Origin of the sequence: Methylobacterium sp. Leaf87, from assembly GCF_001422775.1 — a bacterium.
Classification (GTDB): domain Bacteria; phylum Pseudomonadota; class Alphaproteobacteria; order Rhizobiales; family Beijerinckiaceae; genus Methylobacterium.
This window is the reverse complement of the sequence record NZ_LMMI01000003.1, coordinates 131,951-144,224: the sequence shown is the minus strand read 5'-3', so window position 1 is coordinate 144,224 and position 12,274 is coordinate 131,951. Positions and strand designations below refer to the sequence as shown.

Sequence of the window (12,274 nt, the reverse complement as noted above, 5' to 3'; positions counted from 1 at the left end):
GATTTCCGCCTGCCCCGATGTCCGGACCGCCCGGCCACGACCGGCTCCGGAGCGATAGAGGCCTCGCAGAAAACCCTCAGAGGGTGACCATGCCGCCCGTCACGGCGATCATGGCGCCGCTCATGTAGCTACCCTCGTCGGAGGCGAGGAGCACGTAGGCGCCCGCGAGTTCCGCCGGCTGGCCGGGGCGTCCGGCGGGGGTCATCGAGCCGAACTTTTCCACCTGCTCGGTGTACATGGTCGAGGGGATCAGGGGCGTCCAGATCGGCCCCGGCAGCACCGCGTTGGCGCGGATGCCGCGCGCGCCCAGGATCCGGGCGAGGTTGGCGGTCATGTTGGTGATGGCCGCCTTGGTGGACGAGTAGGCGAGCTGCTGCTCCACGGGGGTCTTGGCGTTCACCGAAGCGGTGTTGATGATCGACGCCCCGGCCTTGAGGTGCGGCGAGGCGGCCTTGAGGATGTAGAACATCGCGTGGACGTTGACGGCGTAGTGCCGGTCCCAATCGGCGATCTCGATCTCCTCGAGGGTGTCGGCGAGTTTCTGGAACGCGGCGTTGTTCACCACGATGTCGAGGCGGCCGAGCTCGGAAACGGTCTTGTCGACCAGGGCCGCGCAATGGCGGTGGTCGGCGACATCGCCCGGCAGCAGAACCACGCGGCGGCCGGCGCGCTCGACCCAGGCGGCGGTGTCCCGGGCGTCGTCGTGCTCGTCGAGGTAGCTGAGCGCGATGTCGGCGCCTTCGCGGGCATACGCGATGGCGACCGCCCGGCCGATGCCGCTGTCGCCCCCCGTGATGAGCGCGACCTTTCCGGTGAGCTTGCCCGACCCCCGGTAGCTCTCCTCGCCGTGATCCGGCTTGGGGGTCATCTCGGCGGACCGGCCCGGATAGGGAATCGGCGGCTGCGGGAAGGGGGGCTTGGGGTAATCGACCATGCGGGCTCTCGTCGCTCGGGGCCCCGGGGGGCCGTCCACGGGACAAGCGCCCTGCCCCGGCCTGGTTCGCGGGGCCGAAGGTCACACCAATCCACGTTACACGAGCGACGGCTGTCTCGGCGCTGCGCTCACTCGCTCCAGCGGAGCGCCGCGGCGGAGGCCAGGGTGCCGACCACGCCCGCGATGAGGCTGAGGGCGGCGAGGATGGCCAGCGGCGTCGTGAACGGCACCGTGCCGCCGAGCGCCGCCTCGCTCGCCGAGACGCCGAAGATCAGGGTCGGGATCATCAGGGGCAGCACCAGGACGGCGAGGATGAGGCCGCCGCGCCGGATCGAGGCCGTCAGGGCCGAGCCGACGGCGCCGATGAAGGTCAGGGCCGGGGTGCCGACGAGCAGGGTCAGGCTGGTGGCCGCCATGGCCGTGCCGTCGAGCGCCACGAGGAGGCCGAACAGGGGGGCGGCGAGCGCGAGGGGCAGGCCGGTGGTGAGCCAGTGGGCCAGCACCTTGGCGAGCACCACGAGTTCCATGGGCACGGGCGCGCCGGTCATCAGGTCGAGGGAGCCGTCCTCCTCGTCGGCCTGGAACAGGCGGTCGAGGCCGATGAGGGTGGCGAGCACGGCGGCCAGCCACAGGATGGCCGGCCCGATCCGCGACAGCAGGTTGAGGTCGGGCCCCAGCGCGAACGGCACCACGGCGACGATCATCAGGAAGAATACGAGGGAGAGCGCCCCCGAGCCGCCGACCCGGGCGGCGAGCGCGAGGTCGCGGGCGACGAGGGCCTTCAGGGCGCGCATCACCACCACACGTCTCCGGTCGCAGCGTCGGACGGCGTCGCCGCCGCCTCGCTCCTGGCCGCCTCGTTCCTGGCCGCCTCGATGCGCAGTTCGCGGGCGCCCTCCAGGTCCAGCGCCTGGTGGGTCGCCGCGATGACGAGGCCGCCCGTCGCCCGGTGTCGCGCCATCATGCCGGCGAGCACGGCCTGCGAGGCGACGTCGAGGGCCGCCGTCGGCTCGTCGAGGAGCCACAGCGGCCGCCGACAGACGAGGAGGCGGGCCAGCGCCACCCGGCGGCGCTGGCCGGCCGACAGGTAGGCCACCGGTAGCCGCAACGCGTGGCCGAGGCCGAGTTCCTCCAGGGCCGCGCGCGGACTCGCGGTGGGCGCGCCCAGGAGATCGCGGGCGAAGGCGAGGTTCTCTTCCGCCGTCAGCGGGCTCTTCAGGCCGTCGCGGTGGCCGACCACGTGCAGGCACTCGGGCAGGGTCGCCTCGCCGACCTCGTGCACGGTGAGCGTCCCCGATTCGGGCTTGAGGCGACCGGCCAGCACGGCGAGCAGGGTCGACTTGCCCGCACCGTTGCGGCCGGTGACCATCAGGGCCTCGCCCGCGCCGAGCGTGAACGACACGTCCGAAAAGATGCGGCGGCCGGAGCGGCGGACAGCGAGGGTCTGGGCGGTCAGCCGCACGGGGGGTCCTGAATCATGAGCCTCGTCGAACCGGCCACGGAACGATGTCGCGCCAGTCGCCGATCCGGTCCATGCGACAAATTCAGAGCCTCGCACCGCTCGGCACCCCGCCCATCGCACGCGGATCGTTCAGTGGCGAGACCCCATGCGCGGAAAGGTCGTCAGACCCTCGCCGCCTGCGTCGGCCCTTCGTGTCTGCGATCCGCCTTCGCCCGCCCACCCACAACCGAAACGTGCTTTTGCCGAGAATCCGTTGTGGAGCGTGAACGAATGGGCTTTCCTCGACCGAGGCGCGCGATCGTTCACACAGGGGTGTCATGCCTGCTTCGACCATCACCTACGCCCAACACGCACGGGACCAGATCGCCCTGCGTGCCCTGGATGAGGCTTGGGTGGAGCGGACGATCCTGACCCCGGATGCCGTGGAGCCCGATCCTTTGCATCCGGATCGACGGCGGGCCTTCCGCGCATTGCCCGAACGGGACGGCCGCGTGCTTCGCGTCGTTTATGTGATACGCTCGGCCTCAACCTTTCACGTGATCACAGAATTCCTCGATCGTGGGCGGGGGCCCGGCACGCATGAAATCCCGGTATGACCGTGAGGCGGACGCACTCTACGTGCAGCTCGCCGACGCCACGATCGTCGGGAGCGAGGAAGTGCGTCCGGGCATCATGCTCGATTTCGATGCCGCCGGACGTGTCGTCGGGATCGAGATCCTCGACGCTTCCGAACACGTGGCCGAAGGCGCGGATTTCGCGCACCTCGCCGCGGCGTAGCCCCCTCCCGCCGACGACAGACCCACCGCTCTGTCAGCCCACCGGTAGCGGCCAGTTTCGAAGTGTTCTATACGGGCGTCAGGCTGCGCCGCGCGAGTCTCAGGGCGTCCAAACCGTCCTTCGCGCAACAACCTGTCCGGGCACCCCCGGAGCGGCGCGCGCATTCCAGCGCACCCAGCCGAGCACAGCTTTCGTGGCGCAGGTTATGCCTGCGCGTGTTCGACCAACCGCTCGCGAGGATCATCAACGCCGTGGCATCGCTCGACAGCTTCCAGTCCCGCCAGACCCTCACCGTCGGGGACAAGTCCTACACCTACTACTCGATTCCCCATGCCGAGAAGGCGGGCCTGGCCGACGCCACCGCCCTGCCGTTCTCCATGAAGGTGATCCTCGAGAACCTGCTGCGGTTCGAGGACAACCGTTCGGTGAAGAAGGACGACATCTCCGCCACCGTCGCGTGGCTGGGCAACCTCGGCAAGACCGAGACCGAGATCGCCTTCCGGCCCGCCCGCGTGCTGATGCAGGACTTCACCGGCGTGCCCGCCGTGGTGGATCTCGCCGCCATGCGCGACGCCATGGTGGCGCTGGGCGGCGACCCCCAGAAGATCAACCCCCTGGTGCCCGTCGACCTCGTTATCGACCACTCGGTCATCGTCGACGAGTTCGGCACCCCCAAGGCTCTCGCCGACAACGTGGCGCTGGAATACTCGCGCAACGGCGAGCGCTACACCTTCCTGAAGTGGGGCCAGTCGGCCTTCGACAATTTCTCGGTGGTCCCGCCCGGCACCGGCATCTGCCACCAAGTGAACCTGGAATACCTGTCGCAGACGGTCTGGACGAAGCAGGGCGACGGCGATTCCTTCCCGGTCGCATACCCGGACAGCCTCGTCGGCACCGATTCGCACACCACCATGGTCAACGGTCTCGCCGTGCTGGGCTGGGGCGTCGGCGGCATCGAGGCCGAGGCCGCCATGCTGGGCCAGCCCCTATCGATGCTGATCCCCGAGGTCGTCGGCTTCAAGCTGTCGGGCAAGCTCCCCGAGGGCACCACCGCCACCGACCTCGTGCTCACGGTCACGCAGATGCTGCGCAAGAAGGGCGTGGTCGGCAAGTTCGTGGAGTTCTACGGCCCCGGCCTCGACGACATGGCGGTGGCCGACCGCGCCACCATCTCCAACATGGCCCCCGAATACGGCGCCACCTGCGGCTTCTTCCCCATCGACCGGAAGACCATCGACTTCCTCACCGTCACCAGCCGCACGGACGAGCGCATCGCCCTGGTCGAGGCCTACGCCAAGGCGCAGGGGATGTGGCGCGACGCCCAAACCCCGGACCCGGTGTTCACCGACACCCTGGAGCTCGACATGAGCGACGTGCGTCCGTCGCTGGCCGGCCCCAAGCGCCCGCAGGACCGGGTGCTCCTCGATGCGGCCAAACCCGGTTTCGCCGGCTCCATGGAGACGGAGTTCAAGCGCGCCGCCGACATCGCCACGCGCTACCCGGTGGAGGGCGCCAACTTCGACATCGGCCACGGCGACGTGGTCATCGCCGCCATCACGAGCTGCACCAACACCTCGAACCCGAGCGTGATGATCGGCGCGGGCCTCCTCGCCCGCAACGCCGTGGCCAAGGGCCTGCGCTCGAAGCCCTGGGTGAAGACCTCGCTGGCCCCCGGCTCCCAGGTGGTGGCCGAGTACCTCGAGAGCGCCGGCCTGCAGCAGCCGCTGGACGCGCTGGGCTTCAACCTCGTCGGCTTCGGCTGCACCACCTGCATCGGCAATTCCGGGCCGCTGCCGGCGCCGATCTCGAAGGCCATCAACGACAACGACGTGGTGGCCGCCGCCGTGCTCTCGGGCAACCGCAACTTCGAGGGCCGGGTGAACCCGGACGTCCGGGCGAACTATCTCGCCTCGCCGCCCCTCGTGGTCGCCTATGCGCTCGCCGGCTCCATGCAGATCGATCTCGCCACCGAGCCCCTGGGCACCGGGTCGGACGGCCAGCCCGTCTACCTCCGGGACATCTGGCCCTCGACGGCGGAGGTCGCGGAGTTCATCGAGGCCAACATCACCTCGGCCCTGTTCAAGTCGCGCTACGCCGACGTGTTCGGTGGCGACGATTACTGGAAGGCCGTCGAGGTCACCGAGGCCGAGACCTTCAAGTGGGATTCGACCTCCACCTACGTGCAGAACCCGCCCTATTTCGAGGGCATGACCAAGACCCCGGCCCCCGTCGAGGACGTGGTCGACGCCCGCATCCTTGGCCTGTTCCTCGATTCCATCACCACCGACCACATCTCGCCGGCGGGCAACATCCGGGCGAACTCGCCGGCGGGCGCCTACCTGCAGGAGCATCAGGTCCGGGTGCAGGACTTCAACCAGTACGGCACCCGGCGCGGCAACCACGAAGTCATGATGCGCGGCACCTTCGCCAACATCCGCATCAAGAACCAGATGGTCCGCGACGAGGCCGGCACCGTGGTCGAGGGCGGCTGGACCCTGTTCCAGCCCTCCGGCGAGCGGATGTTCATCTACGACGCGGCGCAGAAGTATCAGGCCGAGGGCACGCCCCTGGTGGTGTTCGCCGGCAAGGAATACGGCACCGGCTCGTCGCGCGACTGGGCGGCGAAGGGCACCAAGCTGCTGGGCGTCCGCGCCGTGGTGGCCGAGAGCTTCGAGCGCATCCACCGCTCGAACCTCGTCGGCATGGGCATCGTGCCCCTGGTGTTCCAGGGCGACACGAGCTGGGAGACCCTCGGCCTTGAGGGCGACGAGACCGTGACGATCCTCGGCCTCTCGGGCGACCTCAAGCCGCGCCAGACCCTGGTGGCCCAGATCACCGCCGCCGACGGCACCAAGCGCGACGTCCCGCTGACCTGCCGGATCGATACCCTCGACGAGCTCGAGTATTATCGGAATGGCGGGATTCTGCCGTACGTGCTGCGCTCGCTCGCGGCGTAGGATCGGCAAGCCCTCCGATGAACGAAGGCCCCGCCCGCAAGGACGGGGCCTTTTTCGTCGGAGGACTTCAGGCCGCCTGCGCGTCTCCGCCCGTGAACTCCCGCCACAGCAGGATCAGCGCCGCCATCACGGCCGGGCCGAGGAACAGCCCCAGCAGCCCGAAGGTCTCGACGCCGCCCAAGATTCCCAGCAGCACCCAGAGGAACGGCAGTTGCGTCGTGCCGCCGATGAGGGCGGGGCGGACGAAGTGATCGGCCGCGAAGGTGACGACGAAGCCCGCCACCACCACCACCGCCGCCGGAGCCACCGAGCCGGCGGCGAGGAGCACCAGGGCGGCGGCGCCGAAGACCAGGGGCGCGCCGAACGGGATCATGGCCGCCACCGCGGTCAGCGCGCCGAGCAGCACCGGGTGCGGCACGCCGGCGAAATAGTAGACGATCCCCAGAACCACGCCCACGCCGAGGCCGACGAGGACGAGGCCGTCCACGGTGCCGTGGACCGACGCCACCATCTGGCGGGCGACCCGCTCGCCGCGCGGGCCGAACAGGCGGGCGCTCGCCGTGAGCACCTGGGCGGTCACGAGCTTCCCGTCCCGGAACAGGAAGAACAGGGCGACGAGGCTGAAGCCGAACAGCACGCTGCGCCGGACGATCTGCGCCCCGAGGCTGCGCGACAGGCCCAGCGCGGTGGACTTGTCGAGGTGGTGCAGGAGGTCGGCGCCCGCCTGCGGATGGCTGAGGTTCGCCGCCCACCACGCACTCGCCTGTGCGCCGAAGGGAACGCGCGAAAGAACCTCCGGCACCGGCAGGCCGGTCTGTTCGGCCGAACGCGCCAGGGCGACGACGTCGTGCGCCTCGCGTGCCGCCTCGATGCCGAGCACCACCAGGGGCAGGAGGAACACCAGGGCGACCCCCAGGGTGAACAGGCTCGGCAGCAGCAGGTTGTGCCGTCCCGGCGGCCAGCGCCCCTCGGCCCGGGCGTAGAGGGGCCACAGGGCGATGGCGAGGATCACCGCCCAGGCCAGGGCCGGCAGGAACGGGTGCAGCACCCAGAGCCCGAGGGCGGCGAGGCCCACCACGAGGAGGATGCGGGCGACGCCCTGCGCCCGCGGCGTCAGGGCACCGGGCGGAGGGGGAGCCGGCGCCGGATCGGCGGTGCGAGGGGGAAGGGGCATGGATGGGAAAGCCTCGGAGGACGGCGGCGCCCGCGGCGGACGGCCGGGCCCTCATCTAGGCCGCCGACGCCGTGTGCGGAATGACCCCGCGCTCACGATCCGGAGGCCGCCCCGGACAAGCGGCACGGTTGCCCGGTCTACCCCCCTCGTGTAAGGGACCGCCTTCATCTTTCGGGGACGGCGCGCGGCGTCGTCCGGCAGGGCATGCTGCGCGACCGGGGGCACCGGGCATCATGGGCCGGCCTCGAGGTCCGCCCCACGTCGGCGCGGAACGGGGCGGCGGGATATCCAGCAAACACGGCGAGAACGCATGTCCGACCTGACCCAGACCGCCACCTTCGACCGCGTCGCGGAAATCATCGCCGACACCGCCGACATCCCGCGCGACACCATCACGCCGGAGAGCCACGCCATCGACGATCTCGGCATCGACAGCCTCGCCTTCCTCGACATCGCCTTCGCGGTGGACAAGGCCTTCGGGATCAAGCTGCCCCTCGAGCGCTGGACCCAGGAGGTCAACGAGGGCAAGGTCCCGGCCGAGGAATACTTCGTCCTGAAGAACCTCTGCGCCCGCATCGACGCCCTCGTGGCCGAGAAGGCCGCCAAAGCCTCCTGAAGCCGCCGGAACCTCAGCCATGCGGCTCGAATATTTCGAGATGATCGACGCGGTCACGGTCCTCGACCGGGCCGCCGGCCGGATCGAGGCCATGGCTCGGGTGCCCCTGGAGAGCCCAGTCTTCGAGGGGCACTTCCCCGGCCACCCCCTGGTGCCGGGCGTGCTGCTCACCGAGACTATGGCGCAGGCCTCGGGCTACCTCATCCTGGCCCATCTCGACTTCCGCCAGATGCCGTTCCTCATGGGCGTGGACAAGGCGCGGTTCCGCGCCTTCGTCGGGCCCGGCGCCGAGCTCGCCGTGGAGGCGAGCCTGGAGCATGACGGCTCGGGCTACGCCGTGACCAAGGCGGCCATCCGGCACGACGGCAAGCCGCTCTGCAACGCCGAACTGCGCTTCCGCACCATGCCGTTCCCCGACGGCCTCGACGCGCCCATGCGGGCGCGGGCGCAGCGGATCGGCCTCCTGGCTCTCGCGGGGCTCACGACGGAACCGGAGCCAGCATGAACGACGTCGTCGTCACCGGCCTCGGTCTCGTCTCCTGCGCGGGCGAGGGCATCGCGGCCCATCTCGACGCCCTGGACGCCGGCGCCCCGGCCCGGACGGACACCGAGCGCTTCGCCCCCTACACGGTGCATCCCGTGGCGCCGCTGGCGCTGGACGGGCAGATCCCGAAAAAATCCGACCAGCGCCAGATGGAGCCGTGGCAGCGCCTCGGCGTCTACGCCGCCGGCCTCGCCCTCGATTCGGCGGGCCTGAAGGGCAACGCGGCCCTGAAGGGCGCCATGCACCTCGTCGTGGCCTGCGGTGGCGGCGAACGCGACACGGAGGTGGACGGGGCGATCCTGACGGGGCTTCGCGACGCCGCGGACCCGGGCGCCTACCTCAACGAGCGCCTGCTCAACGACCTGCGCCCGACCCTGTTCCTCGCCCAGCTCTCGAACCTGCTCGCCGGCAACATCGCCATCGTGCACGGGGTCACGGGCGCGTCCCGCACCTTCATGGGCGAGGAGGCCGCCGGCACCGATGCCCTGCGCATCGCCCAGGCCCGCATCGCCTCGGGCCAGGTCGACTGCATGCTCGTGGGCGGCTCCTACAGCGCCGAGCGGCCGGACGTGATGGTGGTCCACGAGATGGGCGGATACCTGCGCGCCAAACCCTTCCGCCCGGTGTTCTCCCGAGAGAGCGAAGGGGAGGGCGGGTTCATCCTCGGCAGCGGCGCCGCCTTCCTGGTCCTCGAATCGGCGGATCACGCTCGCGCCCGCGGCGCGAAGGCGCTCGCCCGGCTCATGCCGGTGCACAGCGACCGCACCCGCCGCGCCCCCGGCGCCACGGCGCGGAGCGTCGAGACCCTGTGGCGCGACGCCGGATTCGAGGCCCCCGACCACGTCCTCTCCGGCGCCACGGGCGTCGGCGGGATCACGGCGGAGGAGGGCGCGGCCCTCGGCCGCCTCGCGCCCGGCATCCCCGTGACGGCGCTCGGCGACGTCACCGGCCACACGCTCGAAGTGACGGCGCCCTTCGGCGCGGCCCTGGCGGCCGGGCTGGTGGCGCAGGGTCGGGCCCGCGAGGTCGCCGTCACCACCATCGGCCACCGCCGCGGCGAGGGCGTACTCCGCGTCTGTGCGGCCTGATGGACGGCACTGGGATTTCACCCGAGTGGCTGCCAGGGTTCAGAGTTCTCTCGGGCAGCGCAGGTCCCCTCTCCTGGAAGGAGAGGGACAGGGTGAGGTGTGTGACCCTTTCGGAGAGTTCGCACACCTCACCCCAACCCTCTCCTTTCAGGAGAGGGAGCCCCATTGCGCATCGCCCCTTGAAGCCGGGTGCCGTCCGTAACCCGCTGCCCCGACGACGGCGAGAACGCGACATGCGTTCGGATTCGGTAGGTCACGTGGGGGAGAGCGGTACCCCGGCCCCAGGCCCCAAGATCCGTGAAACGGTGTAGAACGGCGCGATGACGAACGCTTCCTTTCGCGACAGCAAGGGCCGCCCCCTGGTGGCGGTCACGGGCCTCGGCATCGTGACGTCCCTCGGCCAGGGCCAGGCCGACAATTGGGCGGCCCTCACCGCCGGGCGCTCGGGCATCCACACCATCGCGCGCTTCCCCACGGAGGGCCTGCGCACCCGCATCGCCGGCACCGTCGATTTCCTCGACACCGATCCGCTCGTCGCCCCCGCCCTATCGCAGCGCTTCGCCGAAGCCGCCGCCGAGGAGGCCGTCGCGCAATCCGGACTCGGTCCGAAAGGCGACTTTCCCGGTGCGCTGTTCATCGCCGTGCCGCCCGTCGAGATGGAATGGCCCCAGCGCCGGGCCATGGCGGAGGCGTCGGGCCAGGACGGGCCGATCACCTACGCCGACCTCCAGCGCGCCGCCGCCAGCCGCCGCTTCGACGCGTGGCACGACCTCTTCATCTTCGGCACCGTGGCGGAGAACATCGCCGACCGGTTCGGCACCCGGGGCTCGCCCATCTCGCTCTCCACCGCCTGCTCGTCGGGGGCCACCGCGATCCAGCTCGGCGTCGAGGCGATCCGCCGGGGCGAGGTGACGGCGGCCCTGTGCATCGGCACCGACGGTTCGGTGAACCCCGAATCCCTGATCCGCTTCTCCCTGCTCTCCGCCCTTTCCACCCAGAACGACCCGCCGGAGGGCGCCTCGAAGCCGTTCTCGAAGAACCGCGACGGCTTCGTCATGGGCGAGGGCGCCGGCGCCCTGGTGCTGGAGGACGCCGAATCCGCGCGGGCGCGGGGGGCAAAGATCCTCGGCTACGTCCTCGGCTGCGGCGAGAAGGGCGACGGCTTCCACCGCACCCGCTCCAGCCCCGACGGCGCGCCCGGCATCGCGGCGATCCGCGCGGCCCTCGACGATGCCGGTGTCGGCCCCGACGCCATCGACACCGTCAACGCCCACGGCACCTCGACGCCGGAGAACGACAAGATGGAGGCCATGGGCTGCGCCGCCGTGTTCGGGGCGCGCATCGGCCGCCTGCCGATCTCGTCCAACAAGTCGATGATCGGCCACACCCTGACGGCGGCCGGGGCCATCGAGGCCGTGGTCTCGCTCCTCACGATCACGCACGGCCGCATCCCGCCGACCATCAACTACCTGGTGCCGGACCCGGCGATCCCGCTGGACGTGGTCGCCACCGCCCGCGACGCGCGGGTGTCCCGCGTGCTCTCGAACTCCTTCGGCTTCGGCGGGCAGAACACCTGCCTCGTGCTCGGGGACGAGCCCGCATGAGCACCCGCATCCTCGTCACCGGCGGCGCGTCCGGCCTCGGCGCCGCCCTGGTGCGGGCGCTCGTCGGAGCCGGCCACGACGTCGCCTTCACCTACCGCTCGTCGGCGCCCGCCGCCGAGGCCCTGGTGGCCGAGCTGGCGGCCGCCCATCCCGACCGCGCGGTGACGGCCCACGCCCTCGACCTCGCCGACCGCGACGCCCTCGAGGCGTTCTGCGCGGATCACGAGGAGACGGGCTTCTACGGCCTCGTCCACAATGCCGGGCAATCCTCCGACGCGCTGGCGGCCATGCTCGATCAGGACCGGGCGGAAGCCGCCATGCAGGTGAATTTCTGGTCCCTGACGCGGCTGGCCAAATCCCTGGTGCGCGGCATGATCCGGGCGCGCTCGGGCCGCATCGTCGCCATCGGCTCGGTGGCGGCGCTGCGGGCGAACCCCGGCAACGCCGCCTACGCGGCGAGCAAGGGCGCGCTCATCGCCTATTGCCGGACGCTCGCCATCGAATCGGCCAAGCGCGGCGTGACCGTGAACGTCATCGCGCCGGGCTTCATCGACACCGGCATGATGGCCCCCTACGCCGCCCACCGCGCCGGCATGGAGCGCCAGATCCCCGCCGGGCGCTTTGCCCGTCCGGAGGAGGTGGCGGCGCTCGCCGTCTTCCTCATGGGGGCGGGGGCCGCCTACGTCACCGGCGCGGTCCTGCCCGTCGATGGCGGCCTGACGGCGATGATGGGCGTGCACCGCTCCTGAAGCCCGCCATGCGCCTGCCCCTCATGCTGATCGCCTTGGTCCTGGCGGGACCCGCCCACGCCGTGGAGGCCTTCCGGGTCGACGGCCTGCCGCGGGGCGAGGGCCTGACGATCCGCGAGACGCCGGACGCCGCCGCCCCGTCCCTCGGGCAGGTGCCGGCCGGCGCGCGCCTGCGCGGCTTCGGTTGCACCAGCGACACCCCGAGCGGCCTGACCTGGTGCCGGGTCAAGGCCGGCCCACTCCTGGGCTGGGCGCGCCGACGCTACCTTGCGCCGGATTGAACAATGTCCCGGCCGCGACCCCTTTAAGCTTCCTTTACCATAGTTGAGCAAAGTCCGACCCGAAGGACAGGCCGCCACCACGGCGCCG

13 protein-coding genes are annotated in these 12,274 nt (G+C 71.0%); 9 read left to right on the top strand and 4 right to left on the bottom strand.

The window, feature by feature from the left end:
* Nucleotides 1–76: 76 nt before the first annotated feature.
* The 3 genes from ASF22_RS03570 to ccmA all read right to left on the bottom strand — a co-directional run bounded on the left by ASF22_RS03570 (nt 77) and on the right by ccmA (nt 2,396).
* Complete coding sequence (locus ASF22_RS03570) at nt 77–934, bottom strand: SDR family oxidoreductase (RefSeq protein ID WP_056261514.1); 858 nt, start codon at nt 932–934, stop codon at nt 77–79.
* 128 nt (nt 935–1,062) lie between these two features.
* Nucleotides 1,063–1,728 (bottom strand): heme exporter protein CcmB, encoded by a 666-nt coding sequence (ccmB, locus tag ASF22_RS03565; RefSeq protein ID WP_200918861.1) that lies wholly within the window; start codon nt 1,726–1,728, stop codon nt 1,063–1,065.
* Entirely contained in the window at nt 1,728–2,396 is a 669-nt protein-coding gene (ccmA, locus tag ASF22_RS03560) for a heme ABC exporter ATP-binding protein CcmA (RefSeq protein ID WP_056261511.1), read from the bottom strand. Before ccmA ends, ccmB begins: the two co-directional genes overlap by 1 nt.
* A 317-nt stretch (nt 2,397–2,713) precedes the next feature.
* Here ccmA and ASF22_RS22795 point away from each other — a divergent pair, with 317 nt between their 5' ends.
* The 3 genes from ASF22_RS22795 to acnA all read left to right on the top strand — a co-directional run bounded on the left by ASF22_RS22795 (nt 2,714) and on the right by acnA (nt 6,130).
* The gene (locus ASF22_RS22795) at nt 2,714–2,992 is read left to right on the top strand and encodes a DUF4258 domain-containing protein (protein WP_082483492.1); all 279 of its coding nucleotides are present in this window, start codon (nt 2,714–2,716) and stop codon (nt 2,990–2,992) included.
* 22 nt (nt 2,993–3,014) lie between these two features.
* On the top strand, nt 3,015–3,173 hold the full coding sequence (locus ASF22_RS03555) for a DUF2283 domain-containing protein (RefSeq protein WP_244473010.1): 159 nt from the start codon (nt 3,015–3,017) through the stop codon (nt 3,171–3,173).
* Between the two features lie 251 nt (nt 3,174–3,424).
* The gene (gene acnA / locus ASF22_RS03550; protein ID WP_056261648.1) at nt 3,425–6,130 is read left to right on the top strand and encodes an aconitate hydratase AcnA; all 2,706 of its coding nucleotides are present in this window, start codon (nt 3,425–3,427) and stop codon (nt 6,128–6,130) included.
* A gap of 67 nt (nt 6,131–6,197) precedes the next feature.
* On the opposite strand, the gene ASF22_RS03545 is transcribed toward acnA, so the two are convergent.
* Entirely contained in the window at nt 6,198–7,304 is a 1,107-nt protein-coding gene (locus ASF22_RS03545; protein WP_082483491.1) for an AI-2E family transporter, read from the bottom strand.
* Between the two features lie 310 nt (nt 7,305–7,614).
* Between ASF22_RS03545 and ASF22_RS03540 the strand changes: the two genes are divergently transcribed.
* The 6 genes from ASF22_RS03540 (at nt 7,615) to ASF22_RS03515 (ending at nt 12,186) form a co-directional block, all read left to right on the top strand.
* Complete coding sequence (locus ASF22_RS03540) at nt 7,615–7,920, top strand: acyl carrier protein (protein ID WP_056095482.1); 306 nt, start codon at nt 7,615–7,617, stop codon at nt 7,918–7,920.
* Between the two features lie 19 nt (nt 7,921–7,939).
* Nucleotides 7,940–8,425 (top strand): 3-hydroxyacyl-ACP dehydratase FabZ family protein, encoded by a 486-nt coding sequence (locus ASF22_RS03535; protein ID WP_056261505.1) that lies wholly within the window; start codon nt 7,940–7,942, stop codon nt 8,423–8,425.
* On the top strand, nt 8,422–9,552 hold the full coding sequence (locus tag ASF22_RS03530) for a beta-ketoacyl-ACP synthase (RefSeq protein WP_056261501.1): 1,131 nt from the start codon (nt 8,422–8,424) through the stop codon (nt 9,550–9,552). The genes ASF22_RS03535 and ASF22_RS03530 overlap by 4 nt, the downstream gene beginning before the upstream one ends.
* A gap of 320 nt (nt 9,553–9,872) precedes the next feature.
* A complete protein-coding gene (locus ASF22_RS03525) occupies nt 9,873–11,156 on the top strand; it encodes a beta-ketoacyl-ACP synthase (RefSeq protein ID WP_056261498.1) in 1,284 nt (427 codons plus the stop codon).
* Nucleotides 11,153–11,905 (top strand): SDR family oxidoreductase, encoded by a 753-nt coding sequence (locus ASF22_RS03520; RefSeq protein WP_056261495.1) that lies wholly within the window; start codon nt 11,153–11,155, stop codon nt 11,903–11,905. Before ASF22_RS03525 ends, ASF22_RS03520 begins: the two co-directional genes overlap by 4 nt.
* Nucleotides 11,906–11,913: 8 nt before the next feature.
* Nucleotides 11,914–12,186, top strand: a complete 273-nt coding sequence (locus ASF22_RS03515; protein WP_056261492.1) for an SH3 domain-containing protein — start codon at nt 11,914–11,916, stop codon at nt 12,184–12,186.
* Nucleotides 12,187–12,274 lie beyond the last annotated feature (88 nt).

Coding starts and splice junctions, on each gene's coding strand:
- ASF22_RS03570 (WP_056261514.1), bottom strand. CDS start 934: ATGGTCGATTACCCCAAGCCCCCCTTCCCGCAGCCGCCGATTCCCTAT.
- ccmB (WP_200918861.1), bottom strand. CDS start 1,728: ATGCGCGCCCTGAAGGCCCTCGTCGCCCGCGACCTCGCGCTCGCCGCC.
- ASF22_RS22795 (WP_082483492.1), top strand. CDS start 2,714: ATGCCTGCTTCGACCATCACCTACGCCCAACACGCACGGGACCAGATC.
- ASF22_RS03545 (WP_082483491.1), bottom strand. CDS start 7,304: ATGCCCCTTCCCCCTCGCACCGCCGATCCGGCGCCGGCTCCCCCTCCG.
- ASF22_RS03540 (WP_056095482.1), top strand. CDS start 7,615: ATGTCCGACCTGACCCAGACCGCCACCTTCGACCGCGTCGCGGAAATC.
- ASF22_RS03535 (WP_056261505.1), top strand. CDS start 7,940: ATGCGGCTCGAATATTTCGAGATGATCGACGCGGTCACGGTCCTCGAC.
- ASF22_RS03530 (WP_056261501.1), top strand. CDS start 8,422: ATGAACGACGTCGTCGTCACCGGCCTCGGTCTCGTCTCCTGCGCGGGC.
- ASF22_RS03525 (WP_056261498.1), top strand. CDS start 9,873: ATGACGAACGCTTCCTTTCGCGACAGCAAGGGCCGCCCCCTGGTGGCG.
- ASF22_RS03520 (WP_056261495.1), top strand. CDS start 11,153: ATGAGCACCCGCATCCTCGTCACCGGCGGCGCGTCCGGCCTCGGCGCC.
- ASF22_RS03515 (WP_056261492.1), top strand. CDS start 11,914: ATGCGCCTGCCCCTCATGCTGATCGCCTTGGTCCTGGCGGGACCCGCC.